This is a genomic window from Bacteroides graminisolvens DSM 19988 = JCM 15093, from assembly GCF_000428125.1.
Classification (GTDB): domain Bacteria; phylum Bacteroidota; class Bacteroidia; order Bacteroidales; family Bacteroidaceae; genus Bacteroides; species Bacteroides graminisolvens.
The window spans coordinates 46,768-72,434 of record NZ_ATZI01000005.1 but is presented as its reverse complement, the minus strand read 5'-3'; the positions used below and the strand labels follow the sequence as shown (position 1 = coordinate 72,434).

The 25,667-nt window shown below is 38.1% G+C and carries 24 protein-coding genes and 1 riboswitch; of the genes, 11 read left to right on the top strand and 13 right to left on the bottom strand.

Annotation, left to right across the window (positions count from 1 at the left end):
* Positions 1 to 19: 19 nt before the first annotated feature.
* Positions 20 to 217: riboswitch (cobalamin riboswitch) on the top strand.
* Between the two features lie 26 nt (positions 218 to 243).
* The 3 genes from C511_RS0105820 to C511_RS0105810 are packed head-to-tail and all read left to right on the top strand — an operon-like array spanning position 244 to position 5,016.
* Entirely contained in the window at positions 244 to 2,283 is a 2,040-nt protein-coding gene (locus C511_RS0105820) for a TonB-dependent receptor plug domain-containing protein (protein ID WP_027317923.1), read from the top strand.
* Positions 2,284 to 4,248 carry a DUF5074 domain-containing protein gene (locus C511_RS0105815; protein ID WP_027317922.1) on the top strand — a complete coding sequence of 655 codons (1,965 nt, stop codon included), beginning with the start codon at positions 2,284 to 2,286 and terminating at the stop codon, positions 4,246 to 4,248.
* A gap of 39 nt (positions 4,249 to 4,287) precedes the next feature.
* Positions 4,288 to 5,016 carry a DUF4465 domain-containing protein gene (locus C511_RS0105810; RefSeq protein WP_024996154.1) on the top strand — a complete coding sequence of 243 codons (729 nt, stop codon included), beginning with the start codon at positions 4,288 to 4,290 and terminating at the stop codon, positions 5,014 to 5,016.
* A gap of 79 nt (positions 5,017 to 5,095) precedes the next feature.
* Here C511_RS0105810 and C511_RS0105805 read toward each other — a convergent pair whose 3' ends face one another.
* From C511_RS0105805 to mutY, 4 genes are all read right to left on the bottom strand, one after another.
* On the bottom strand, positions 5,096 to 5,731 hold the full coding sequence (locus C511_RS0105805) for a 4'-phosphopantetheinyl transferase family protein (protein WP_024996155.1): 636 nt from the start codon (positions 5,729 to 5,731) through the stop codon (positions 5,096 to 5,098).
* Between the two features lie 71 nt (positions 5,732 to 5,802).
* Entirely contained in the window at positions 5,803 to 7,146 is a 1,344-nt protein-coding gene (locus C511_RS0105800) for a gliding motility-associated protein GldE (protein WP_024996156.1), read from the bottom strand.
* Between the two features lie 101 nt (positions 7,147 to 7,247).
* Complete coding sequence (locus tag C511_RS0105795; protein WP_024996157.1) at positions 7,248 to 7,697, bottom strand: single-stranded DNA-binding protein; 450 nt, start codon at positions 7,695 to 7,697, stop codon at positions 7,248 to 7,250.
* Positions 7,698 to 7,797: 100 nt separating this feature from the next.
* A complete protein-coding gene (mutY, locus tag C511_RS0105790) occupies positions 7,798 to 8,841 on the bottom strand; it encodes an A/G-specific adenine glycosylase (protein ID WP_024996158.1) in 1,044 nt (347 codons plus the stop codon).
* A gap of 204 nt (positions 8,842 to 9,045) precedes the next feature.
* Between mutY and C511_RS0105785 the strand changes: the two genes are divergently transcribed.
* The 3 genes from C511_RS0105785 (at position 9,046) to C511_RS0105775 (ending at position 12,047) form a co-directional block, all read left to right on the top strand.
* The gene (locus tag C511_RS0105785; protein WP_024996159.1) at positions 9,046 to 9,324 is read left to right on the top strand and encodes an HU family DNA-binding protein; all 279 of its coding nucleotides are present in this window, start codon (positions 9,046 to 9,048) and stop codon (positions 9,322 to 9,324) included.
* 269 nt (positions 9,325 to 9,593) lie between these two features.
* The gene (locus C511_RS0105780; RefSeq protein ID WP_024996160.1) at positions 9,594 to 11,168 is read left to right on the top strand and encodes an Rne/Rng family ribonuclease; all 1,575 of its coding nucleotides are present in this window, start codon (positions 9,594 to 9,596) and stop codon (positions 11,166 to 11,168) included.
* 123 nt (positions 11,169 to 11,291) lie between these two features.
* Positions 11,292 to 12,047: a lysophospholipid acyltransferase family protein gene (locus tag C511_RS0105775; protein ID WP_024996161.1), complete on the top strand. Its 756-nt coding sequence runs from the start codon at positions 11,292 to 11,294 to the stop codon at positions 12,045 to 12,047.
* 12 nt (positions 12,048 to 12,059) lie between these two features.
* Here C511_RS0105775 and C511_RS0105770 read toward each other — a convergent pair whose 3' ends face one another.
* Positions 12,060 to 12,791 (bottom strand): DUF4369 domain-containing protein, encoded by a 732-nt coding sequence (locus C511_RS0105770; protein ID WP_024996162.1) that lies wholly within the window; start codon positions 12,789 to 12,791, stop codon positions 12,060 to 12,062.
* Between the two features lie 271 nt (positions 12,792 to 13,062).
* Between C511_RS0105770 and C511_RS0105765 the strand changes: the two genes are divergently transcribed.
* The 3 genes from C511_RS0105765 to C511_RS0105755 are packed head-to-tail and all read left to right on the top strand — an operon-like array spanning position 13,063 to position 18,682.
* Positions 13,063 to 14,298, top strand: a complete 1,236-nt coding sequence (locus tag C511_RS0105765; protein ID WP_024996163.1) for an anaerobic sulfatase-maturation protein — start codon at positions 13,063 to 13,065, stop codon at positions 14,296 to 14,298.
* A 26-nt stretch (positions 14,299 to 14,324) separates the two neighbouring features.
* Positions 14,325 to 16,490: a S46 family peptidase gene (locus tag C511_RS0105760; protein WP_024996164.1), complete on the top strand. Its 2,166-nt coding sequence runs from the start codon at positions 14,325 to 14,327 to the stop codon at positions 16,488 to 16,490.
* Positions 16,491 to 16,513: 23 nt separating this feature from the next.
* The gene (locus C511_RS0105755; RefSeq protein WP_024996165.1) at positions 16,514 to 18,682 is read left to right on the top strand and encodes a S46 family peptidase; all 2,169 of its coding nucleotides are present in this window, start codon (positions 16,514 to 16,516) and stop codon (positions 18,680 to 18,682) included.
* A gap of 25 nt (positions 18,683 to 18,707) precedes the next feature.
* Here the strand turns inward: C511_RS0105755 and C511_RS0105750 are convergent, their stop codons facing one another.
* From C511_RS0105750 to C511_RS0105740, 3 genes are read right to left on the bottom strand one after another with little or no spacing between them, the layout of a single operon-like run.
* Positions 18,708 to 18,890, bottom strand: a complete 183-nt coding sequence (locus tag C511_RS0105750; protein ID WP_024996166.1) for a type II toxin-antitoxin system HicB family antitoxin — start codon at positions 18,888 to 18,890, stop codon at positions 18,708 to 18,710.
* Positions 18,887 to 20,011: a glycosyltransferase family protein gene (locus C511_RS0105745; RefSeq protein ID WP_027317920.1), complete on the bottom strand. Its 1,125-nt coding sequence runs from the start codon at positions 20,009 to 20,011 to the stop codon at positions 18,887 to 18,889. The genes C511_RS0105750 and C511_RS0105745 overlap by 4 nt, the downstream gene beginning before the upstream one ends.
* The gene (locus C511_RS0105740; protein ID WP_024996167.1) at positions 20,008 to 20,823 is read right to left on the bottom strand and encodes a UDP-2,3-diacylglucosamine diphosphatase; all 816 of its coding nucleotides are present in this window, start codon (positions 20,821 to 20,823) and stop codon (positions 20,008 to 20,010) included. Before C511_RS0105740 ends, C511_RS0105745 begins: the two co-directional genes overlap by 4 nt.
* 156 nt (positions 20,824 to 20,979) lie before the next feature.
* Here C511_RS0105740 and trxA point away from each other — a divergent pair, with 156 nt between their 5' ends.
* Both trxA and C511_RS0105730 read left to right on the top strand, forming a co-directional pair.
* A complete protein-coding gene (gene trxA / locus C511_RS0105735; RefSeq protein ID WP_024996168.1) occupies positions 20,980 to 21,276 on the top strand; it encodes a thioredoxin in 297 nt (98 codons plus the stop codon).
* Between the two features lie 9 nt (positions 21,277 to 21,285).
* On the top strand, positions 21,286 to 21,747 hold the full coding sequence (locus tag C511_RS0105730; protein ID WP_027317919.1) for a thioredoxin family protein: 462 nt from the start codon (positions 21,286 to 21,288) through the stop codon (positions 21,745 to 21,747).
* A gap of 8 nt (positions 21,748 to 21,755) precedes the next feature.
* On the opposite strand, the gene C511_RS0105725 is transcribed toward C511_RS0105730, so the two are convergent.
* Genes C511_RS0105725 through C511_RS0105705 form a run of 5 tightly spaced genes read right to left on the bottom strand, consistent with a single transcriptional unit; the run spans position 21,756 to position 25,667 of the window.
* Positions 21,756 to 22,100, bottom strand: a complete 345-nt coding sequence (locus C511_RS0105725) for a winged helix-turn-helix transcriptional regulator (RefSeq protein WP_024996170.1) — start codon at positions 22,098 to 22,100, stop codon at positions 21,756 to 21,758.
* A 53-nt stretch (positions 22,101 to 22,153) separates the two neighbouring features.
* Positions 22,154 to 22,885, bottom strand: coding sequence for an HAD family hydrolase (locus tag C511_RS0105720; RefSeq protein WP_024996171.1), 732 nt, complete (start codon positions 22,883 to 22,885; stop codon positions 22,154 to 22,156).
* Positions 22,886 to 22,888: 3 nt separating this feature from the next.
* On the bottom strand, positions 22,889 to 23,887 hold the full coding sequence (locus C511_RS0105715) for a lysylphosphatidylglycerol synthase transmembrane domain-containing protein (RefSeq protein ID WP_024996172.1): 999 nt from the start codon (positions 23,885 to 23,887) through the stop codon (positions 22,889 to 22,891).
* A 3-nt stretch (positions 23,888 to 23,890) separates the two neighbouring features.
* Positions 23,891 to 24,814 (bottom strand): CDP-alcohol phosphatidyltransferase family protein, encoded by a 924-nt coding sequence (locus tag C511_RS0105710; RefSeq protein ID WP_024996173.1) that lies wholly within the window; start codon positions 24,812 to 24,814, stop codon positions 23,891 to 23,893.
* Entirely contained in the window at positions 24,801 to 25,667 is an 867-nt protein-coding gene (locus C511_RS0105705) for an ATP-grasp domain-containing protein (protein WP_027317918.1), read from the bottom strand. Before C511_RS0105705 ends, C511_RS0105710 begins: the two co-directional genes overlap by 14 nt.

Genomic DNA, 25,667 nt, shown 5'->3' with positions numbered 1-25,667 from the left:
TACTAAATACTAAATTATTCATATCTTTGCAACGCATAGGTTCGCTAATCTTTTAACAGAGATGCGATTAAAAGGGAATCAGGTGAAAGTCCTGAACAGTCCCGCTGCTGTAAGTTTCACAAAATAGCTGTTAGCAATACCTTTAGCCACTGGGAAATCCGGGAAGGCGCAAACAGTTGAAACAAGTCAGAAGACCTGCCGTGCGTAATTAATCACTGCTCTCGAGGAAAGAGCAACGAGCTTATGAGAATAAATAGTCTTTTAATTCGTAAATTTCTTCGCGGTATAATAGTGGCACTAGTGCCGCTGTATCCTCAATCAAGCTTTGCCCAACAGCACAAGCTCGACACAACACGTATATACGTAATTCCAGAGATAACTATTTCAGAACCCTACCAAATAAGAGAAACCAGAGCTGCCATTCCGATACAGGTTATAACAGCAAAAGAATTACGTAGTTTAAATGTATTACAAGTTTCAGATGCAGTTAAACATTTGGCCGGTGTTATAGTAAAAGACTATGGCGGCATTGGAGGTCTAAAAACGATTTCACTCCGCAGTTTAGGAGCGGAACACACTGTGGTTTCTTATGACGGGGTGGCCCTAAGCGATTGCCAAACCGGACAAATTGATATTGGCAGGTTTTCACTTGATAATATTGACAGGCTTACAGTAAGCAATGGGCAAACTGATAATATATTTCAGCCGGCAAGACTATTTGCATCGGCCGGACAGCTCAATATTCAAACGCTAACACCTTCGTTCAAAAAAGATAAATCGACTAATGCCTATGTGTCGTTAAAATCAGGTTCATGGGGCTTAATAAATCCTTCGTTAAGAATCGAACACAAAAGTAGTGAAAAATGGCTATACTCTTTTAATAGCGAATGGATGTCGGCCGACGGGAAATATCCCTATACCATGCATTATGGCAATAACAACGACAGCATTTCACAAGAAAAACGAAAAAACACAAAAGTAGAAAATCTGCGAATAGAAAGTGAATTGTTTGGGAATTTATCCGACAAAGAGCAATTACGTCTAAAAGCTTATTATTTTCAATCTTCACGCGATTTACCCGGAGCTACTACCTTATACTACGATTATGCTTCCCAGCATTTATGGGATAAAAATGTCTTTATACAGAGCAAATACAAGAAGGAATTAAACAACAGATGGGCGTTACAAGCATCTGCTAAGTGGAATTGGTCTTATCAACATTATCTGGATCCTGACTACAAAGGTATTAATGGTAAAACGGAAAATACTTACTACCAACAAGAATACTATGCTTCAACGGGAATTCTTTTCAGAGGTTGGCATAACACCTCCCTATCACTATCAACAGATGGAAGTATTAATACTTTAAATGCCAATCTCACTAACTTTGCCAAGCCTACACGCTACGCATGGCTTACTGCATTTGCAGGAAAGTATGTAACTGAGCGAGTTACATTCACAGCATCATTGCTGGCTACAGTCATCGAGGAAAGGACTCAAACAGAAGATGCCAACAGAAAATACAGAAAAATAAATCCAGATATAAGTTTATCATTTAAAGTGTTAAAAGAGGAAGAACTTCGCATTAGAATGTTCTATAAAAACAGCTTTAGACAACCAAGTTTTAACGACTTGTATTATGGAGAAATAGGAAATAGAAACTTGTCTCCAGAGAAATCAGCTCAATACAACATGGGAGTAACATATAGCAAAAAAATCAATCATTTTGTTCCATATCTATCGGCTACTATAGACGGTTACTATAACAAAATAAATGATAAGATCATTGCAACTCCAACAAAGAATATATTTATATGGAGTATGGTAAATCTTGGTAAAGTGGAGATCAAAGGCGTTGATATAACAACCAAAGTGGTATTACAGCCATCTGAAAATATACGTCTCAACATTTCATGTAATCATACATATCAAAGAGCATTGGATATAACAAACCCAACCAATCATACCTACAAGAATCAGATAGCATATACCCCTCGGGTATCAGGATCGGGGCAGTTTGGTATCGAAACTCCGTTGATGAATTTGTCGTATTCATTGTTGTGGGTAGGCAAAAGGTATACTCTTGGACAGAATTTACCAGAAAACAGACTTGAAAGTTATCAAGATCATAGTGTTTCGTTAAGTAAAGAAACAAAGATCGCAAACACATTGGCGTCTTTCAATTTGGAATTGCTGAATCTGGCCAATAAGAATTATGAGGTAGTCAAAAATTTCCCAATGCCGGGACGCTCTTTACGTGCCACTATTAAAATTGTTTATTAAATGAAAAGAATTTATTTATATATATTAATTATCATTGGAGCATTTTGCATGGGCAGCTGTGATGACATGACGGATGCTCCAGCTTATAGCGAAAATGAGGTTATTGTTCCGGAGGCCGGAACTGCTGAGATTTATGTTCTCAACGAAGGGTTATTTAACTTAAACAATAGCACCTTAATGCGTTACTCATTCAGCAATGGCACACAAACGCCAGACTACTTTAAGAAAATAAATAAGAGAGGATTAGGTGATACAGCCAATGACATGGCTATATATGGTTCAAAACTTTATGTTGTTGTCAATGTTTCCAGCCAAATAGAAGTGATTGATTTAAAAACCGGCACTTCATTGAAACAGATTGGTATGTTGACAGAAAACGGCAGCTCAAGACAACCTCGTTACATCACTTTTTCTGAGAATAAAGCCTATGTCTGCTCATTTGACGGAACCGTTACTCGCATTGATACCACAAGCCTCGCTATTGAAGCGTTAACGCAAGTTGGTCGAAATCCAGATGGACTATGTGTTCAGAACAATAAACTATATGTTTCAAACTCAGGTGGACTGGATAATCCAAATTATGACAACACTGTTTCCGTTATTGATATTGCTTCATTTAAAGAAATTAAAAAGATTATTGTGGGAAGCAATCCGGGTAAAATTCTAGCAGACAAGTATGGAGATGTGTATGTAGTTACAAGGGGAAATTTGCAGCACGGAGATTACAAACTGGTAAGAATAGACAGTAGCCAAGATAAGGTGGTTGAATCATTCAATTTTGCTGTTTTAAACTTTGCAATCAATGATGATTATGCCTACATGTACAATTATGATTATTCGTCGGGCGAATCTTCAATTAAGGTATTTAATATTAAAACAGAATTGATAGAGCGAGAAAACTTCATAACCGATGGAACAAGTATCACAACACCTTACGCCATAAACATCAATCCATACAATGGAAACATTTACATTACCGACGCCTATGATTATAAGGTAACGGGTGATCTACTGTGCTTTAGTCCCCAAGGAAAGTTGCAGTTTAAACTAAAAAACATTGGGTTAAACCCAAACACTGTAGCATTTTCTGATGTCGCTTCACAAAGCGTTATTGATGAAAATAACGAAGATACATCTGAGGCTTTTGCTAGCAAGGTTTTGGAATATGTGCCTGCTCCTTCCCAATATATGAATACTTCGACTACGGCATATTTGCCCGGATATGGTAAAGATGACGTTTTAGCATACGCGAATAAATTAATAAAAGATAAGTCACTGTTGAGCTTAGGAAGCTTTGGCGGATATATCATTTTAGGCTTTAATCACGCCATTAAAAACGTACAGGGAGAATATGATTTCAAAATTTACGGCAATGCTTATTACGATATGTATGGTACTGCATCGGGTAAGCTTGGAGGTAGTTCGGAGCCCGGAATCGTATTAGTATCCACAGATATTAACGGGAACGGAGTAGCAGACGACAAATGGTATGAACTAGCCGGTAGTGAGTATCATTCGGATAAAGTAATCAGAAATTATCAAATAACTTATTACCGTCCTTCTCCGCTTGATGAAAACGTAAGATGGACCGACAGTCAAGGAAATGAAGGGTTTATATATCGAAATATATACCACAAACAAGATTCATACTATCCGGCATGGATGGATAATACTATCACTTTTACAGGTAGCAGGCTACCGGACAATGCAGTAAACGAAGGGAACAGCGTAAGTCAACATTGGGTGTCGTATTGTTTTGAGTGGGGATATGCAGACAATCATCCCAACAATACAGAAAAGAGTCAATTCAAAATTGAGTGGGCTGTAGACGAATACGGAAATAGCGTGCAACTGGACAAGGTTGACTTCATCAAAGTATATTCAGCCATCAATCAAGATTGCGGCTGGATGGGTGAAGCCTCAACAGAAATACTCACCATAGAAAATTTACATTTTTCAAAATAAATATTCATTTAATTATAAACAACTAAAAAATAGAGTTTTATGAAAAAATTATCTTTACTATTATTATTATCTACATTTATATTCTGCGCTTGCAGCGATGATGACGAAGTAAATGTTGTTGCCGGTTTTGAATCCCAACTAAGTGAAACTGAAAGCGAATGTAGCTCTACAACTGGAACCAAATATGATGATATATACTTCCATACTACCTTTAAAGATGAGCAGGCATTATTAGAATTTGATCATTATTACAGCTCATGGGGCTTTGGAGGAGGTTTCATCTATACGAATAAAACAGACATTAGCACTCCGGGATATACTAACAACAGCGCAATAACAGGCACAGGTAAATATGGGAAAGTATACCTCACAAGTTATTACAATAGTTTCACACCTTCAAAAATTGTCAACTTAAATCCCGACTTATATAAATTCAAAGGTATGTGGGTCACCAACTCAACATACGCGTACTTATCTATTAAAGATGGAGATAGCATGGCCAAAAAATTTGTGGCTGGCGATTGGTTTAAACTAACAATAACCGGTTATACTTCTTCAAAAGCAGAGATTGGAAGTATTGATTTTTATTTAGCTGATTTCAGAGATGGAAAAAGTATAAATATAAACACATGGCAATGGGTGGACTTGTCAAGCCTAAACAACGCATCATACATAGAGTTCAGCATGGCTTCAACGGATAATGATTCATGGGGAATGCTTACGCCCAAGTACTTTTGCATTGACGGTATAACACTAGCACAAAAATAGTATATACATTCAAGTAGAAAGTCTCAGATAAGGATTTTAGCTGTTGTAGCAAAGAATCTCAATCTGAGACTTTTTTCGATTAAAGCTTATCAACACACCAAGTCAATACAAAGTCTGTTTGTACTAGATAATGAATGCTAAACAAACGATGATGAGCCGTATGGTATTCCTGTGCTTCCAAAACTCCTTCTTCCGCTATCTGAAAAGGAAAGATTTTTAAATGCTTTTTAAAGTCAACCTCAACACGCGACATGCATTTAAACATAACCTCTTTTGCAGACCAAAGCAACAACCAGGACCAAGTGTACACTCCTTTATACAAAGTGGGCACTTCATCTGAACGAACAAATCGAGAAGATATTTTAGACACACGCTCGCTGTATTGTTCAATATCAATACCAACAGAATGCAACGCACTCAAAATCAATGTAACATATCCACGAGTGTGAGATATGCTGATATGATAGGAGCCATCTTTTAAAAAAGGCTTTCCGCTTTGTTCATATACTATTTCTTTGTATTCTCCAACCATAGTATACAGCAAAACCCGAACAGACAGCCATTCTAATTGGCGATGTAAAGATGAAAACTGAGACAATCGTTGTGCATAACATTCATTATCCGGCAAAAGGGTCAGTAATTCATCAATATTCTCTTCCATCTTCCATACAGAAAATCGAAAGTCATCTCCTCTATAATCCTTAAATAAACCCATCTTGTAAGAGGAATTATGCAATAAACAAAATCAAGAGTAAAAGCAGAAAGGCAAATATGCCCATAAACAAATTATGCTTTTGTTTCACGTTCAGATTCATTGATGGAAAATTTAACTTTTAAGATTCTACGGTTATCCATAGCTAAGACTTCAAAATCATATTTTTTATAAGATACCTTTTCGTGTAGCGCCGGGAACTCCCCTTTTATCTCCAAGAGCATACCCGCTAACGTATCAGCATCACCGGCTATTTTTTCAAAGTCACTTTCATCAGTTTGAGTAATTTTGTAAAAATCAGTTAGTTGAGTTTTGGCCTCAAACACCCAAGTATGATCATTTAAAACAGCATATGTCCTTTCTTCATCATCATACTCATCATGTATCTCACCCACTATCTCTTCAATAATATCTTCCATGGTCACAATTCCGGATGTACCTCCAAACTCATCGACAACAACCGCTATGTGTATTTTATTAGCTTGAAAATCTCGTAGTAAGTCATCAATCATCTTTGTTTCAGGTACAAAGTAAGCCGGACGAATCAATGATTGCCAACGAAAATTATCCCCTTTGTTCAAGTGTGGAAGTAAATCCTTTATGTATAATATACCTTTTATATTATCTCTGGAACCAGAATATATGGGTATTCTGGAATATGCATTCTCTATAATGCAGTTCACAACTTCTGAAAAAGGAGTCTTGATTTCAAGATCTACAACATCCAAACGAGAGGTCATGACCTCTTTGGCCGTTTCTGCTCCAAAACGAATAATGCCTTCCAATATTTTATTTTCATCAGAAAGTTCTGATTTATCAGTTAATTCAAGCGCATGAGACAATTCGTCAACCGAGATATTACGATTTTTACGGGCAAAGTATTTATTTAGAAAACTTGTAGAACGAACTAAAACAGATGATACCGGATAAAATAATGTACGAAACATCCATATACCGGGAGCCGCGAAACGACAAAAAGCTAAAGCCTTTTGGGCTGAATATATTTTAGGCATAATTTCGCCAAACAGCAGCAAAAGGAAAGTTAATGCAATTGTCAGAACGAAAAATTCAACAATAGGAGAATGAAATTCAAAGATGCTCATGAAGAAATAATTGCAGAGCATTATGATAGTCACATTCACAAAATTATTGGTAATTAATATTGTTGCTAATAAACGTTCTGAACTAGCTAGTAAATCACTAATCTTTTCATCCGATGGATGAATACGTGAATCAATTTGACTCTTGTCAGATGGTGTTAGAGAGAAAAAAGCAATCTCAGAAGCTGAAGCAAAGCCAGAAACAAGAAGCAATATGCCAGCAAAGATTACAGCAACAACTGCTGATGCAGTAGGAGAATTTACGGTTAAACCGTTAAGAAAAACAGCCAATTGGCATAAATAAGCATCCGGGTCCAAAGAATGTAATTTTAGTTAAACAATATACTCGGTTAAAAGTGACTGATATAATTGTTTATCCAAGCAGTCACATCTATCACTTTTAACTTCATATTATACTTTTAAAAAGGTAAATCATCAGCTGAGTTATCATCACGAGCAGGCTCAACTATAGGTTGAGATTGAGGAGCAGTAGAGCTTGCCGGTTGATTGGGTGCAAACGTTCCTGTTGACGTACCTTTGGGAGTAAGCATTTCCATGTTATCTACAAATATTTCCGTAATATATCGCTTCACTCCGGCCTGATCGTCATACGAACGAGTTCTTATCTTTCCTTCAATATATAATTTATCACCTTTATGTACATATTTCTCTGCTGTCTCTGCCAGACCATTCCATAAAACAAGATTGTGCCATTCTGTTCTTTCAGGCACCTGCGTTCCATTTGGCAATGTACGAGCACGATCCGAAGTCGCTAACGAAAAGCTGGCAACAGCTATACCTGAATCCAAATATCTCACTTCAGGATCTTTTCCTACATTTCCCAACAAAATCACTTTATTTACTGACATAGAATTATTATTTTTAAAAGGTTATTATCAAACATCATTTTGACGTTTCGATGCCAAAATTAAATAGAATAACAACACAATGCAAGAATAAAAGAAACTTTTATAAGAAATTCTCAAAAAAGTTATGCATTAGACGCGACACAGGGTACAACTCCAAATCGGCCATATTAAGCCTGGTATATTTTGATAAAAAATCCATTTTTATATCTTGCGCTTCAAGTTCATAAAAATCAGCATAAATAATTCGGTGCGACAACACATGTTTTGTTTTATTTAGTAGTCTTACATTGACAACTGAATTCTCTTTAAAAATAGAAGCAAATTCTTGTTTACGAATAAAGTCATCTACTGCCAATGCTGTATTACTTTCTATTAAAGGCAACTCATATAAGTTTTTCCATATATCATTTTCTGTTCGTTTATTTAAATAAATATTGCCATTGTCACGAATCAATAAATAATAAAAAAAACGTTCGGATGTCTTCGTTTTATTTTGTTTTATCGGCAAAGAGGAAACCATGTTATGATTAAAAGCAAAGCATCGGTTTTTAAAGGGGCAAACGGTACAGTCTGGCGATAAAGGAGTACATTGAAGTGCTCCAAAATCCATAATTGCCTGATTGTATAATGCAGGCTGAATTTTATCTAGCAAGTCATGTGCTAAAGAAGCAAATATCTTTTTTCCTTTACCCGAATCAATTGGTTCATTAATACCAAAGAATCGCGACAGCACCCTATAAACATTGCCGTCAACGACTGCATGCGGCTGATTATAAGCAAATGAACAAATCGCTGCAGCAGTATAGGTACCAACACCTTTAAGTTTTAGAATATCTTCATATTTTACGGGGAAAACACCGTTCACCGATATGGCAGCTTGATGTAAGTTTCTTGCTCGTGAATAATAACCCAAACCTTGCCAATACTTCAGCACTTCATTTTCCTCTGCTGCTGCCAATGACTCAAGATTAGGGAATCGTTCTATAAATCTTTGATAATAGGCATAACCCTGCGCTACACGCGTTTGTTGTAGAATAATCTCAGAAATCCATATTAAATAAGGATCATTTGTATTCCTCCAAGGCAAATCTCGTTTATGCTCATGATACCACTCTATAAGTAATCGGGCAAACTCTTTTTCCATCAAATAATATTATATTTCATAAAATACGGCTCAAAAATAATACTTTTTTATTGTATGCAACGCATACCAATGCTGTTGATAAAGGAGTTTTTTGGAAAAATGTTCTGCAGATATTTTTTTAGCAACCTAAAAAGCCATATATTTGCATTCCCAAAATTCACGAATTTAATATATAGTATAACAATAATATTTTTTTTAGAAAAAATGACTAAGGCAGATATTGTAAACGAGATTGCAAAGAACACTGGGATTGACAGAGCCACAGTATACAAAACGCTGGAGGCTTTTATGGACTCAGTTGTCACTTCTTTGGCAAGGGAAGAGAATGTTTATCTCCGAGGCTTTGGTAGCTTTATTGTAAAGAAGAGAGCCCAAAAGATAGCCAGAAACATCTCTAAAAACACTACAATAATTATCCCGGAACACAATACGCCGGCATTCAAACCTGCTAAGGATTTTACTGATGCAGTTAGAAAAATATAATAAACAAGAGTATTAACCCATAAAACGTTTTAGCTATGCCAAGCGGAAAAAAGAAAAAAAGACATAAAATGTCTACCCACAAGCGTAAGAAAAGACTAAGAAAGAACAGACATAAAAGCAAAAAATGATTTTTTAGTCTGGTAATCAGAAATAAAGAACAAACTTGTAAAGCTAATGTCTTTCAGGTTTGTTCTTTGTTTAAAGACATTGAGTATGAACAATTAATTCCATTAAGCGTTCATTTTTAATCTAATAATCAGGAAATAGCAGTGACAAGCGAACTAGTAGTAGATGTACAGCCCAAAGAAGTTTCCATTGCTTTGCTCGAAGACAAAAGCTTAGTAGAACTTCAAAGCGAAGGTAGAAATATATCTTTCTCTGTGGGCAATATGTATTTAGGTCGGGTTAAGAAATTAATGCCTGGACTAAATGCCTGCTTCGTAGATGTAGGTTACGAAAAAGATGCTTTCCTTCATTATTTAGACTTAGGACCTCAATTTAACTCACTCGAAAAGTACGTAAAGCAAACTTTAAGTGATAAAAAGAAGCTCGCCCAAATTACCAAAGCAACAATTCTTCCTGATCTCGACAAAGATGGAAGCATCTCTAATGTGCTAAAAGTCGGACAAGAAGTTGTTGTACAAATAGTGAAAGAACCTATTTCAACTAAAGGCCCCAGACTAACTTCCGAGATTTCATTTGCAGGAAGATATCTGGTTTTGATCCCTTTCAATGATAAGGTTTCTGTATCTCAAAAAATTAAATCGAGCGAAGAAAGGGCGCGTTTGAAACAGTTACTAATGAGCATCAAACCAAAAAACTTTGGTGTGATAGTAAGAACAGTAGCTGAAGGTAAACGTGTTGCCGAACTCGACGGGGAGCTGAAAATATTGCTTAAACACTGGGAAGAAAGCATTACCAAAGTACAAAAAGCCACTAAATATCCAACGCTGATTTACGAAGAAACCAGTCGTGCAGTTGCTTTACTACGTGATTTATTCAATCCTTCATTCGAGAACATATTCGTGAATAACGAAGCTGTATACAATGAAATAAGAGATTACGTAGCATTAATTGCACCCGAACGCGCCAATATAGTCAAGCTATATAAGGGTCAGCTGACAATCTTCGATAATTTCGGTATTACCAAACAGATAAAATCTTCGTTTGGCAAGACCGTATCATACAAAAGTGGGGCATATTTAATCATTGAACATACTGAAGCTCTTCATGTAGTTGACGTGAACAGTGGCAATAGAACGAAGAATGCTAACGGACAAGAAGCCAATGCATTGGAAGTAAACTTAGGTGCTGCCGATGAATTAGCCCGCCAATTCAGATTAAGAGACATGGGCGGAATCATTGTTATTGACTTCATCGACATGAATGAAGCTGAAAATCGCCAGAAGCTTTACGAACGCATGTGCTCAAACATGCAAAAAGACAGAGCAAGACATAATATTCTGCCTCTGAGTAAATTTGGACTTATGCAGATTACACGTCAAAGAGTTCGTCCAGCCATGGACGTTAACACAATGGAAACCTGTCCAACTTGCTTTGGTAAAGGTACAATCAAATCCTCCATTCTCTTTACGGAATCTCTTGAGAGTAAAATTGATTATTTAGTCAATAAATTGAAGGTTAAAAGATTTTCGTTACACATCCATCCGTATGTTGCCGCTTACATTAATCAGGGTGTATTATCCCTTAAACGTAAATGGCACGTAAAATACGGATTTGGTATTAAAATTATTCCTAATCAAAAATTAGCTTTCCTTGAGTATATCTTTTATGATTCTCAGGGAGAAGAAATTGACATGAAGGAAGAATTGGAAATTAAATAAAAAAGAAGGCTATCTCCAGGGTAGCCTTCTTTTTGTTTATGGAATATTTCGACCACCAAACAAAATCGGTATATTTGCATTAGAATTAATCACAGGTCGATTTTATTGATAATAAAGAAAAACATGAAAGTACTATACTATATCTATCAAATTTGCATTGCTCTGCCAATTTTATTCGTTTTAACCATTCTAACCGCATTAGTAACTATTGTTGGGTCCATACTTGGAGGAGCTCATTTTTGGGGTTATCACCCGGGGAGAATTTGGTCAAGACTAATCTGTATCATGCTGCTAATACCTGTAGAAGTCAAAGGCAAAGAAAATCTTCATAAACGTACTTCTTATGTTTTTGTGCCCAATCACCAAGGAGCATTTGATATTTTTCTCATTTATGGCTTTATTGGTCGTAATTTCAAATGGATGATGAAGAAAAGTCTCAGAAAACTGCCATTTGTAGGAAAAGCATGTCAAAGTGCAGGGCACATTTTCGTTGACAGATCGGGTCCCAAAAAAGTATTAGAAACTATACTGCAAGCTAAAGAATCACTAAAAGACGGCGTTTCATTGGTTGTCTTTCCTGAAGGAGCCCGTACTTTTACAGGGCACATGGGTTACTTTAAAAAGGGAGCATTTCAATTAGCAGACGACCTGCAACTGGCAGTAGTACCCGTAACCATTGATGGTTCTTTTGAAATATTGCCTCGCACCGGCAAATGGATACACAGGCATAAAATGACATTGACAATACATAAACCGATTGCTCCCCAAGGGAAAGGCAGCAGAAACATTAAGGAAACACTGGAAGAAGCCTATTCTGCTGTAGAAAGTGCATTGCCCGAAAAATATAAAGGAATGATATACAATGCAGATCAAGACTAAATGAACGCGACATTATTGCATAGAAGCATTCTGTTCCATACGGCGATGCTCTTCAATAAGCTGCATATTTTCCTTTGCTTTAGAAACAAATTCTTTAATCATGCAATTATCCTTAAAAGTAACAGGAGCATCTTTCATAATGTCTTGTATTTGAGGCGTCATAACCGGATAAGGTAAATTGCTACATAACATCATAAAAACGCTAGGACCTAATACATTATCGTAGTTCGTTGAAATAAACTGCTTAACATATTCATTCATTTCTTTTGCCAGTGCCTCTCCTTCCTTGTTTAACTCTTCATGAATGACTGCGAAATCGGCCCCATTCATTACCATTCTGGCCTCCTTACGTTCCAATTCTTCAATCTTCAGATCCATGGAATTTTTCTTTTCTATGAATTCATACAAGGCATCATTCAAAGGAGTTCCCTTAGCCGACATCTGCGTATTATCGATAGAAATTTTTATGTTTCCATCCTCAACCACTAAAGGCATGATGCTTTCATCATCCATATACAAAGTTACCATCATGATAGAATCAACGGAACCTTTCATCTTAAAAGTGCCATGAACAACTTCTGCGGAATCTAAAGAAAACCATTCACCATTACGTAAAGTCTTTAGAAATAGCTTCTTGCCATCCAGACTAGTCACGGAAGATGTTCCTTCAATTTTGTACTTATTACCACAAGAACTAAGTAATAAAAGCAAAAACAAATATGATAACGGTCTAACTACATTCATTTAGAATATTATTAATTGTGAAATTAAGGATTGAGCAAAATGCAAACACTTACAAATTCTCACTTCATAATTATTATCTGCATACAAAGTTACAATCTAATCGCATTTTACGAAACATTTTTTATTTATTTAAAATTCGTAAGACATATTTCTTTAATAATACTAATTAAGTAAAGGCTATAAACCCATAATTCAATAAGTTTATCTAAATTTGCCTAACGATATTTATTAGTATTCTGTCAATCTATGTTTTGACAATTAATAAAAAGCCATGTTAAGAACCTCTGCTCCCTTCTCAAAACCACTATATGTTATGCTTAAGCCTGCCGGATCAACATGTAATCTGGCATGTGAATATTGTTATTATCTGCAAAAAAAAGAGCTATACAATGAGAGTAGACAACAGTTTTTGTCAGACGCATTATTAGAGAAATTCACGGAAGAATATATTGCTTCACAAACTAGCCAGGAGGTACTCTTTACTTGGCATGGAGGAGAGCCTACTTTACGCAACCTCCAATTTTACAAAAAGGCTATTGAATACCAAAACAAATATGCACGAGGAAAAATGATCGATAATTGCATTCAAACAAATGCGAGCTTATTGACAGATGAATGGTGTGCTTTCTTTAAGAAGAACAATTGGTTAGTTGGTGTTTCCATTGATGGACCGGAACATGTGCATGACTATTACAGACATGGTATTCATGGAGAGCCAACGTTCCAGAAAGTGATAAGTGGTATAGAACTCTTAAATAAACATCGGGTTCAGTGGAATGCAATGGCCACTATAAATAATTATAATGCCAATTACCCAACCGAATTCTATCATTTTTTCAAAGAAATTAAATGCAATTACATACAATTCACTCCTGTTGTTGAGCGATTAAGTACTGACGAAGGCAACATGTTATCTGCCAATAACAATGAGAAGCCAAACGAACTCGCTCCTTTTTCGGTTAAACCGCAACAGTGGGGTGATTTTTTATGTGCCTTATTCGACTTATGGATAAAAGAAGACGTAGGGCAGGTTTTTATCCAGTTGTTTGATGCCACTTTAGCCAATTGGATGGGAGTTACACCCGGTCTGTGTTCCATTGACGTGAGATGCGGACATGCCGGAGTCATGGAGTTTAATGGAGTTATTTATTCATGTGACCACTATGTTTTTCCAGAATATAAGTTAGGCAACATCTATGAAAAGTCAATCGTTGAAATGATGTATGGCCAACGACAATTAGATTTTGGAAGGGCCAAACAAGAAACATTGCCTGAACAATGCAACAGTTGCGAGTTTCTGTTTGCTTGCAATGGCGAATGCCCAAAAAACAGATTTATTGAAACATCCAACGGAGATAAAAGGATGAACTATCTTTGTGAAGGTTACAAAAAATTCTTTCATCACGTGTCACCTTACATGGATTTCATGAAAAAAGAATTGATGAACCAACGAGCTCCCAGCAATGTTATGAATGAATTAGAAAGAATAAAGAGAGAGAATATATAAAATGTTTTTATTAAATTAATTTACAAATGAACAAATTTAAGCTCTATTTGCTGGCACTTCTTGTGCTGGTATTATCTCCCGCAAAAGCGGATGAGGGCATGTGGTTATTGCAGTTGATGCAAGAACAACATTCTATTGATATGATGAAGAAGCAGGGATTGAAATTGAATGCAACCGATTTGTACAATCCCAACGGAGTATCATTAAAAGATGCTGTCGGAATCTTCGGACGAGGTTGTACCGGTGAAATTATCTCATCGGAAGGTTTGATTTTAACAAACCATCATTGCGGTTATTCTTCTATTCAACAACATAGCTCGGTGGAACACGATTACTTGACTGACGGTTTTTGGGCCACTTCCAGAGACAAAGAATTACCCACACCGGGGCTGACTTTTACATTCATTGAACGAATTGAAGATGTTACAGATATTGTAAATGCAAAAATTGCATCAAAGGAAATTACTGAAACGGAATCTTTCACAGGGAAATTCCTGACTGCACTCGCTCAAGAGTTGTATGACAAAAGTGATTTGAAAGGGAAAAAAGGGATTGTTCCTCAGGCACTACCCTTTTACGCAGGTAACAAATTCTATATGTTCTACAAGAAAACATATACCGACGTACGTATGGTTGCCGCTCCTCCCTCCTCGGTAGGTAAATTCGGAGGTGAAACCGACAACTGGATGTGGCCTCGCCATACAGGTGATTTCTCTATGTTCCGTATCTACGCAGATGCCAACGGTGAGCCTGCCGATTATAGTGCAAGTAACGCTCCGTTAAAAACCAAGAAACATCTTGCTATCAACATCAAAGGACTTAAAGAAGGTGACTATGCCATGATTATGGGATTCCCCGGCAGCACTAGCCGATACCTGACCGTATCTGAAGTCAAAGAACGTATGGAGGCAACCAACTCACCTCGCATTCGTATTCGTGGAGTGCGTCAGGATGTACTAAAAGCAGAGATGAATAGCAGTGATAAAATCAGGATTCAATATGCCAACAAATATGCAGGATCATCTAACTATTGGAAGAACTCCATTGGTATGAACAAAGCTATTATTGACAATGATGTTTTAGGAACGAAAGCCGAACAAGAGTCTAAGTTTGCACAATTCGCTAAAGAAAAGAGCAACGATGAATACTCAAAAGTAGTAAAACTGATTGATGAAACGGTTGCAAAATCATCTCCATTAAAATACCAGAGAACTTGTTTGACCGAAGCTTTCCTCATGGGAATTGAATACAGCGCACCTTTTACGACATTCGATACCATGCTAAAAGCTATTGAAAATAAAGATAAGGCTAAGGTTGATTCATTAAAGGATAATTTCCGAAAGGCTTTTGAAAGGATTCACAATAAAGATTACGATCATGAAGTTGACCGTAAAGTAGCTAAAGCATTATTCCCGCTTTATGCAGAAATGATTCCAGCTGATCAACGTCCTGATATTTACGGATTTATTGAAAAAGAATACAAAGGAGATTTCAATAAATTTGTTGATGATATGTATAGCAACAGCATCATGTCAAGCAAGGAGAACTTGGAGAAGTTCTTAAGCAAACCCAATAAAAAAGCATTGGAATCTGACTTGGCAGCACGTTACTATCGCTCGGCATATAACAAGTTCACAGAAATCAATAAACAGCTCAATCCATTGGCCGATGAACTTGAGCTTTTGCATAAAACATACGTTAGAGGCTTAGGAGAAATGAAAGCTCCTGTTCCTTCTTATCCTGATGCAAACTTCACCATTCGTTTGACTTATGGTAATGTGAAATCATACAGTCCAAGAGACGGTGTACACTATAAGTATTACACTACAGCAAACGGAATTCTAGAGAAAGAAAATCCCGAAGATCGAGAGTTTGTTGTTCCGGCTAAATTAAAAGAGCTAATTCTAAAGAAAGATTTTGGTCGTTATGCTCTTCCTAACGGTGATATGCCCGTATGTTTCCTAACAACCAATGACATTACAGGCGGTAACTCAGGCAGTCCGGTAATCAATGAGAACGGAGAGTTAATAGGGTGTGCTTTTGATGGTAACTGGGAATCATTGAGTGGAGATATCAATTTCAACAACGAATTGCAAAGATGTATCAATCTGGATATTCGTTATGTTCTTTTCATCGTTGAAAAGCTTGGAAACTGTGGTCACTTGATTAACGAAATGACCATTATTGAGTAACTACAATTATTTAATATAATAACATGATCAAAAGAATTCTATATATCCTTATTCTGTCGGGCAGTACATTACTTCAAGCGAATGCTGATGAAGGAATGTGGATGCTAACTGATCTCAAGCAACAGAATGCGGTTGCTATGATGGAACTAGGACTTGAAATTCCGATCGACCAAGTGTATAACCCCAACGGCATCTCGTTAAAAGATGCCGTTGTACACTTTGGCGGAGGATGTACCGGAGAAGTTATATCGTCTGAAGGCCTTGTTCTCACCAACCATCATTGTGGTTATGGAGCTATTCAGCAACAGAGCAGCGTGGAGCACGATTACCTGACCGATGGTTTCTGGGCCATGAACCGTAACGAGGAATTGCCGTGCAAAGACCTAACCATTACCTTTATTGATCGTATTCTTGATGTAACAGCTTATGTAAATGAGCAATTAACAAAAGATGAAGATCCTAACGGAACCAATTATTTATCACCCAAATACTTGGAAACGGTAGCCGACAGATTCGCAAAAAAAGAAAATATTGAGATAACTCCAGCCACTAAGCTAGAGCTAAAAGCTTTTTATGGAGGAAACAAATATTATCTGTTTATTAAAACCGTATACAGTGACATACGTATGGTAGGTGCACCTCCTTCTTCTATCGGGAAGTTTGGAGCAGATACCGACAACTGGATGTGGCCCAGACATACGGGAGATTTCTCTATATTCCGAATTTATGCTGATAAAAACGGTAAACCTGCTTCATACTCCAAAGACAACGTTCCTTTGAAAGTAAAAAAGCATCTAACAATCAGTTTGGCCGGAATTCAGGAAGGTGATTTTGCTTTTGTGATGGGCTTTCCGGGACGCAACTGGCGGTACATGATTTCCGACGAAGTAGAAGAACGCATGCAAACAACCAACTTCATGCGTCATCACGTTCGTGAAGCACGTCAGGAAGTACTCATGGAACAGATGCAGAAAGACCCTGCCGTTCGCATTCATTATGCTAGTAAATATGCTTCATCGGCTAACTATTGGAAAAATGCCATCGGCATGAATGAAGGACTGGTTCGACTGAAAGTATTGGATACCAAAAAGCAACAACAAGAGCAATTATTGGCAAAGGGAAGAGAGAAAGGCGACGATTCGTATCAAAAAGCTTTTGACGAAATACGCAGCATCGTAGCCCATCGCAAAGATGCCATGTATCATCAACAAGCTCTGGGCGAAGCATTGGTTACGGCACTCGACTTTATGAAAATACCTTCTACTTCAGCTTTGCAGGAAGCCTTGCACAAGAAAGACAAGGTTCAAATTGCTGAAGCAAAAGCTAAACTTCAAGAAGAAGCGAAAAAGTATTTCGAGTCAGTACCCTACCCCCAAGTTGAAAACTTAGTAGGAAAACGAATGCTCGCAACTTATGCTGGATATATTCCGGCTCAACAACGTATCAGCATTTTCAATGTCATCAATGACCGTTTTAAAGGGAATACAGATGCCTTTGTTGATGCATGTTTTCGTTATTCCATATTCGGTTCAGAAGCAAACTTCAATAAATTCATAGCCAAACCTTCGGAAAAAGTTTTGGAGGGAGACTGGATGATTCTCTTTAAAAACTCCATTACCAACGGACTTTATCAAACAGCCTTGGACATGAAAGATGCCAATCAGAATTATGATGCTGCCCATAAAGTATGGGTCAAAGGTATGATGGATTTAAAACTTGAGCAAGGAAAACCCATCTATCCGGATGCAAATTCAACTTTAAGGCTCACTTATGGTAAAGTAGCCTCGTATGAACCGTCAGATGGAGTGGTATATGAATACTATACTACATTAAAAGGAGCGATGGAAAAAGAAGATCCTGCCAATTGGGAGTTCGTTGTTCCTGAGAAATTAAAATCCTTGTATACAGCCAAAGACTTTGGCCGATATGCCATGAAGAATGGAGAAATGCCTGTTTGCTTCATTATCGACACCGATAATACAGGAGGGAATTCAGGTAGTCCGGTTTTCAACAGTAAAGGAGAACTTATTGGAACCGGTTTTGATAGAAACTACGAAGGATTAACCGGCGATATAGCCTTCCGACCTTCATCACAAAGAGCCGCTTGTGTAGACATCCGATACACTTTATTCATTATTGAAAAGTATGCCGGAGCCTCACATCTCATCAATGAACTGACTATCAAAGAATAGTCACAGCACATGTTCTGGTTGAAGATTATACAAAATCTTCAACCAGATACATGTCATTTACCAATTCTTCCATAACCTGTTGCAGGTTAAGAACAGCTTCTTCGGGTGAATCACCGTAAGCGTTGCATTGCATATTAAAAGACAGCCAGGCAAAATAACCTCCGTCTGACGTACGTTCAAGTACGTAATCTTCTCTCTTCAGTCTCATATTGATACGTATTTAGAAAATTCTGGAAAAGTAATAATGGATTGAGGGTTCATCAGCTCCTCAAGCTCGTTGACTATAACTCGCTCGCTACTACGAACCCAATAAATAAATTCAGAGTTTGGCCGATAACTTGAAGCAAAACGTTGCAAGGCCTCCAAGTCGAAAGAATCAGAAACAATTCCGGCTCCAGCCATAGCGGCATCGTGTGCATTACAATCTTGTTCGATATGAGCCGGCACCATCAGTACCGGTTTCCCTAAATACATGGCTTCGCAAACTGATTCAAACCCCGCTGTAGTAGCATAGGCTTTACAACCTGCCATTGAATTCATAAATTTAGTATCGTCAATCTGATGAAAAGTCAGCGTTTCATCCATTCGGGTTGTCTCATCAGCATCGGCTTTGTCCCAGAAAAAATGTAAAGGTACATCGGGATACTCCTCATGAAAAGCCATAACACTATCTGCAAAGCCCGCATTTACCATATATCCGTGTATGTAGTCCCCATTATCAGCCTGTACAGATGTAATCTCTTTGCGTAATAAAGGAGGCACCACCGTTATTCTCTGTTCCTCATCTTCAGGCATATCTTGAAAAGAAAGAGCCAGTCGCTTCATGCTGCCTATACTGGTTATTCTCGTAAAAAGACGCAGCATAGCCAATTGAGACATACTTTTTTGAGGGAACTCAAAATCTTTATGTAAAAACAGGTATTGATGACCGATACAAATATAAGGGGCAGAAGGTTTGAAAAGAGCATAAGTTAATCCGGTTAGAAGTTCGTAGAAGTTTATAATTACTTCTGCCCCACTCTGTTTGATACGTTTTTGTATGTAGTACATGCTTCGTAAATATTCGGGCACTTTCATTGCATTGTAAAGTGCACTCCGTCCTATACTAGCACGTTTATTTTCTGCTGTCGGCAGGAAATTGGGACTAATAAATCGTTTGACCGGCGCTTTAACGTTGCGGTTAAAGAACCCCGGTAATCGGCGACTATTGCTTTTACCAACCAGAATTTCTACCACCTCGTGTCCGTTACGCAACAGCATTTCCTCCATTGCAAGAGCCTGAGTGAAGTGTCCTCTTCCTTCACCTTGAACTATAAATAAGAATTTCATGACGCAATTGTTATTAATTTATCGATGACAGCCAGCTCCTCCTGAAAAGCAGTTATCCGGTAATCGGCCCTATCGAAATACTTCACTTCCCAATTACCATTCTCATCTTCAGTCAGCGCCGATAACGTTTCAACCCAATCACCCGAGTTTAAATAGTGAATACCATCATAATAACAGTTTTCAGGATGGTGTATGTGCCCGCAAATAACTCCATTGCACTTCTTTGATTTGGCCAGATTAACCAATTCCTTCTCAAAGTCGGACACATAAGAAACGGCAGATTTCACTTTATGCTTAATCTTCTGTGAAAGAGAATAATAAGGTTTACCTTGCTTCATACGGTAAGCATTGTATACTTTATTGACCCACAACAGAAAAGAATAGCCCGTGTCACCTAACATTGCCAACCATTTCATCTGAGTGGTGACAGTATCAAATATATCTCCATGCGTAATATAGTATCGTTTTCCTTTGCTTTCATAAATGCAATCTTTTACAATCTTCACATTATAGAAATTAAGCGGAGCAAGGGCGTCGAGAAAGTCGTCGTGGTTACCACGCACGTAAATGACTTCAGTTCCAAAGTTCTCCATCATTTTCATGATAACCTTGAAAAACTCTGTATGCTTAGCCTTCCATCTGTGTAATCCGCTTTTTTTGAGATGCCAGCCGTCAATAATATCTCCATTCAAAATCAGTTTGTCACAGTTAACTGATTTCAGGAAAGCAGTCACTTCTTCCGTTTTTGCATGTGGGCTTCCCAAATGAATATCTGAAAGAACCACTGTTGGATAATAAGTTCGTGAATACATACGTTTTATATTTTACTTATGCAAAAATCACACATATAAATTACAAGATGATGACTGTGGCGTTACTATCACGTGAACATTCTCTTTGATGAAACGTTTTTATACTAAAATAACTTGATTGCAGTCTCGGCTGCCTAACAATTAAAATAAATAGAAATGGAAAAGTTCGATGCACTCATAAAATCAGAGAGTCCTGTCTTAGTAGATTTCTTTGCTGAATGGTGTGGGCCGTGTAAGTCTATGAAGCCCATTCTTGAAGAAGTAAAAGCTGACATTGGTGAAAAGGCCAGAATCATAAAGATAGACGTAGATAAATTTGGAGAGTTGGCCGACAAATATCGTATTCAGTCAGTGCCAACCTTTATACTCTTTAAAAACGGCGAATCATTATGGAGACATTCCGGTGTCATTCAAGCAAAAGAATTGAAAGAAATTATCAAACAACACATATAATAACGAAGAATGAAAAAAGTAATTATGGCATTTGCCCTGGTATTGATTTCGGCTCTTTGTTTTGCCGGCAATCAGCAGACAAAAGCAAGTAAAGACAGTACTAACAGCGGGCAAGTAGTTGTTATGGACAAGAATATGTTCATCAACGATGTATTCGATTACCAGAATACACCCGATTGGAAATACAAAGGTAAGCTTCCGGCTATCATTGACCTGTATGCCGATTGGTGTGGCCCTTGCCGCATGGTTGCCCCTATCATGAAAGAATTGGCAAAAGAATATAAAGACAAAATAACCATTTATAAAGTAAATGTAGATAAAGAAAAAGAGCTGGCCGCTTTGTTTCAAGCAACCAGCATTCCTCTTTTTGTCTTTATACCTATGGAAGGAGAACCTCAACTATTCAAAGGTGCTGCCGATAAAGCAACCTACAAGAAAGCTATTGACGAGTTTTTGCTCAAGAATAAATAGGAACTTTTTCAAGAGTTACTACCTGCCACATCATCAAAATGCTCCACTGCCCATGCCGTCAGGCCAAGTATGTGGGGCATTAATGATTTACCTACCTCTGTTAACGCATATTCCACACGAGGAGGTACTTCCGGGTAAACCGTTCTGGTTATTAAGCGATCCTCCTCCAGACGTTTTAAAGTCGTAGACAGCATTTTCTGTGAAATATCAACCATTTCACGCTGAATTTCACTAAAGCGAAGAGTTCCTCCCTTATCTAATATATATAATATCAGCATAGACCATTTATTTCCAAAACGGTCAATTACGTTGCGTATAGGACATGCTGAGTATTCTTTAGGTACTATTTTCATTGCTTTATCTATTATAACTTTTAGTCAACAACAAAGAGAATCCACCAAAGAAACTATCCCAATAATAATGGAAGCAACTCCTCAATGGAGAAAATATAATCACGAGAAAGGTCAATCTTCTCCGGTTTTATATTCTCCGGATAACCTTGCACAGTATGGCATCCCAGGCTCAAAGCCGGTAAGATATCATTCTTAGTAGAATCACCAATCACCATTACCTCTTCGGGACGAAAACCGGCCCGTTGAATAGCCAATTCCCATAATTTAGGATCGGGTTTGCGAACCCCTTCAATGGTCGAATCGGTAATTGACCGGAAACAATCGGCAATGTGCAGGTCGGTTGCAATGCGACGAATGTTACCATAGTAATTGGAAACAAGTAGTAAAGTGTATTTCTCAGACAGTTTACGCAGTACCGGTTCATTCCGTCTTACGTATCCTGCCGAATAATTGGTAACCCACTCTGCCACATGTTTAGGAAGTTCCTCTCTGTTATAAAGAGTGTCATCCAAAACCTTCCGTTCAATTAAATGAGCCGTTTGCAAGTGTGTTTTAAACAGCTGAGTTTCCAACAATGAATGCTCCTTATTTACCAACTGCTGAGATTCCATCTGGCGTTCGCCGTAAACATACGACTCATAAAAGACATCTCTGTCCAAAGGTTTACCCAGTGTTTCAGCGTACGCCATTAAATAGATATCCAACCAATGCAGGAAAGGCGCATCCAGTGTACCGCCAAAATCAAATGCCAAAGCTTTTATCGTCGATAAGTTTTCTGCAATCATATTTTAATTATCCGTTTTTTTAATATTACCAATCTTCATAAGCGCTAAGCCTATCACGATCCAGAAAAGCTCACGAACCCGTGTTATAAGCGCAGTATAAACGCCATAAGCACCCGAAAGAGACAAACCTCCTACGGCTAGCGCAAAGCCACCTTCGCGTCCTCCCAATTGCATGGGCATAAAAAAGAGAAGGTTAGCCAACAAAGAAGAAAAAGCAACGATTAAGATACAGCCTAAGAAACTAACGTCGGTTGTGAGCACGTTGAGAATTAGCCATACCTCCACACACGATACAATGCGCGCTAAAAACTCCAGTGACAAAGCTCCGTAAAACGAACTTTTTCGCTGGCTATGCAGCAAAGCAACCTGCTTGTCAATCGTTTCAAGTTTATCTTTGTGTTTATCGGCGATACGGGCTGCATATTTTTTCAGATACGGGATGTGACTGCACAAACGCACAAAAGCCACAGCCATTCCATGCCTATATCCTTTAACAAAAACCATAATCAGAAACAAACAAAGAGCAGAAATCAGTCCCAATATAATAGCCATGAACATATTAACCGGAAACATGAATAAGTAAAGAAACACAGAAGCCAGCCAAAAGCAAAAATGAGAAAAGATGTGCATCATCACATATAGAATAACCGATGACGTAGCCCTTTCCACTCCCAAATAAGGAGTCAACTCCATGATTCGATAAGGCTCACCTCCCATCAGTCCCACAGGCGTGACATAATTGAGCGCAAAGCCCGATACGGTAAACTTATAAACCCTTAAAAAAGAAACCGGACTTGGTTTTCCGCCTCTGATAATAACAAACCAAGAAAGCGCATTAATGAAATAAACGACCAGCCACAACAACAATACAAGCGGCAAATAGCCTCCTGCCCGCTTCAGATTATTCCAAAGCTCGTCATACTTCATATCGAATGAAAAGAGCATGATAACCACTACCAAAACTCCGAACACCAAAAATACATTTCTAAATTTACTGCTCATCGTTCAATCAACCGTTTCTATTTTCTTCAATAAACGACTACACAATGATTCGTGACGTACCACCATGTAAACCAACAAGATGTTCAGCACAGTGAGTTCAAATACAAAATAAACCCACGGCATACCCATAAACAAAGAGATGAAAAGAACAATGACACGGGTGTTGAAAGACAAAATATTAGTGTACTTCATCAAAGGCAAACTACCGTTTCTAAATTCCTGTCTGATGTTTTTGGGAATAGTCTCACCGTACTTCTGACGCAATACGGCAAAGAGTTGCTGAAAACAAGGAGAACTTTTCTCCTGTCCGGCAGTGTAATTACCATAAAACCAAAGAAAAGTCTTCTTCACAAAGTGGTTACTCCAAGACAAAGAACGAAACAGTTCGCGCTGCTGCTGAGAGTTATCCAGTTCACTACCACTCTTCCCTTTCAAGAAAAACAAATGAATGTTTCTATAATAATCGGCCATAGCCGCTTGCTTACTATGAAAATACCCCGTTATGGCAGCCAATGCCCAAATGTACCATGAATGCTCCGGAGTTAATCGCAAACAAATGGCAGCGTAAATGGAGATAAACCAAAAATCGCCCGATACCCCATCGAGGATACGGCCAATTTCAGACTTCTGTCCGGTCATGCGCGCAAGCTGCCCGTCGGCACTATCATACATATTGGCCCAAATGAGCAAGCCCATGCCCAAAACATTGTACCACAGATTATCAAAATAAAACATAATACCCGCTGCCACACCCAAGAAGATGGAGAACAACGTTACCTGATTGGGCGAAATACGCATTCTGTTAAACAAAAGCGCCCACTGATAACCTACCGGACGGTAAAACACCAAGTCGATAAACTCTTCCGTATCAGTCGATTTCAGTGAAGACTCAATAGAAGGTTTTTTCTTTGAATTATCTGTACTCATCAATCATTTGAATTACACGGTTAGCGATTTCTCGTGATGCCTCTTCGCGACAAGGAGCAAAACTAGGCCAATCGTTGAAATCAATAATACGCATCTCTCCATCGGGAGATACAATGCAATCGCCTCCATAGACCACCACCTTCAATACGTCGGCGGCTCTATTGCAAATATCTTGCAGCTCATCCGCTCTAAACGGAATGCCCTTGGGGTGTCCGTTAATAGCTTCGTGCCCAAATTTACTATGATTTTCATTAAAAGGATAAAACCAATGAAAGAAATTTGTTCCCGCCACACCGTAGAACTTAACCAAATCACCCTTCAGGTGTTCGTTAACCACAGCACGCTGTATTCCTCTTAAAGCATATTCAGAAAGCAAACCGATAAGTTCTTCCCGTGTGCGAACATAAGAAACATCCTCACGGTGTATGGCATGAAAATCGCCCCTTTTCACCCAGCACGGCATAAAAGATTCCCCTTCGGGTATGTAGTCAGACACATCATCGTGCGTGTTCATAATGTAACTTTTCGGATGTGGCACCTCGTGCTCCATCAGCAAGCGCGTCATCTTTTCGCGCGTACAATTCTCTATACCGAAAGCCGAATTGATAGCCAGACAACCTTTGGATTCAAAATCCTGTAATTTCTTCATCGATTGAAGATTGCGAAGCATGGTCATTGCCACTTTCTCTTCAATACCATTACTAAGGAACTCCTGTTCCGTATACATATTTACTTGATAGCCGGCTTTCTCCAGCCAACGGGCCGTAGCCGAAAAAATAGCAGCATCGTTCCCTACATGATTGGGAGAATAGACCGTTGCACGCTGAATACCGGCAATAGATACTAACTTCAT

Bases quoted from the DNA above. Each gene is read 5' to 3' on its own strand.
- C511_RS0105750 (WP_024996166.1), bottom strand. From the start codon at position 18,890: ATGAGACTGAAGAGAGAAGATTACGTACTTGAACGTACGTCAGACGGA.
- trxA (WP_024996168.1), top strand. From the start codon at position 20,980: ATGGAAAAGTTCGATGCACTCATAAAATCAGAGAGTCCTGTCTTAGTA.
- C511_RS0105715 (WP_024996172.1), bottom strand. From the start codon at position 23,887: ATGAGCAGTAAATTTAGAAATGTATTTTTGGTGTTCGGAGTTTTGGTA.
- C511_RS0105755 (WP_024996165.1), top strand. From the start codon at position 16,514: ATGATCAAAAGAATTCTATATATCCTTATTCTGTCGGGCAGTACATTA.
- C511_RS0105805 (WP_024996155.1), bottom strand. From the start codon at position 5,731: ATGGGTTTATTTAAGGATTATAGAGGAGATGACTTTCGATTTTCTGTA.
- C511_RS0105745 (WP_027317920.1), bottom strand. From the start codon at position 20,011: ATGAAATTCTTATTTATAGTTCAAGGTGAAGGAAGAGGACACTTCACT.
- C511_RS0105820 (WP_027317923.1), top strand. From the start codon at position 244: ATGAGAATAAATAGTCTTTTAATTCGTAAATTTCTTCGCGGTATAATA.
- C511_RS0105730 (WP_027317919.1), top strand. From the start codon at position 21,286: ATGAAAAAAGTAATTATGGCATTTGCCCTGGTATTGATTTCGGCTCTT.
- C511_RS0105720 (WP_024996171.1), bottom strand. From the start codon at position 22,885: ATGATTGCAGAAAACTTATCGACGATAAAAGCTTTGGCATTTGATTTT.
- C511_RS0105740 (WP_024996167.1), bottom strand. From the start codon at position 20,823: ATGTATTCACGAACTTATTATCCAACAGTGGTTCTTTCAGATATTCAT.
- C511_RS0105770 (WP_024996162.1), bottom strand. From the start codon at position 12,791: ATGAATGTAGTTAGACCGTTATCATATTTGTTTTTGCTTTTATTACTT.
- C511_RS0105785 (WP_024996159.1), top strand. From the start codon at position 9,046: ATGACTAAGGCAGATATTGTAAACGAGATTGCAAAGAACACTGGGATT.
- C511_RS0105705 (WP_027317918.1), bottom strand. From the start codon at position 25,667: ATGAAGTTAGTATCTATTGCCGGTATTCAGCGTGCAACGGTCTATTCT.
- C511_RS0105810 (WP_024996154.1), top strand. From the start codon at position 4,288: ATGAAAAAATTATCTTTACTATTATTATTATCTACATTTATATTCTGC.
- C511_RS0105795 (WP_024996157.1), bottom strand. From the start codon at position 7,697: ATGTCAGTAAATAAAGTGATTTTGTTGGGAAATGTAGGAAAAGATCCT.
- C511_RS0105815 (WP_027317922.1), top strand. From the start codon at position 2,284: ATGAAAAGAATTTATTTATATATATTAATTATCATTGGAGCATTTTGC.
- C511_RS0105710 (WP_024996173.1), bottom strand. From the start codon at position 24,814: ATGAGTACAGATAATTCAAAGAAAAAACCTTCTATTGAGTCTTCACTG.
- mutY (WP_024996158.1), bottom strand. From the start codon at position 8,841: ATGGAAAAAGAGTTTGCCCGATTACTTATAGAGTGGTATCATGAGCAT.
- C511_RS0105765 (WP_024996163.1), top strand. From the start codon at position 13,063: ATGTTAAGAACCTCTGCTCCCTTCTCAAAACCACTATATGTTATGCTT.
- C511_RS0105725 (WP_024996170.1), bottom strand. From the start codon at position 22,100: ATGAAAATAGTACCTAAAGAATACTCAGCATGTCCTATACGCAACGTA.
- C511_RS0105760 (WP_024996164.1), top strand. From the start codon at position 14,325: ATGAACAAATTTAAGCTCTATTTGCTGGCACTTCTTGTGCTGGTATTA.
- C511_RS0105775 (WP_024996161.1), top strand. From the start codon at position 11,292: ATGAAAGTACTATACTATATCTATCAAATTTGCATTGCTCTGCCAATT.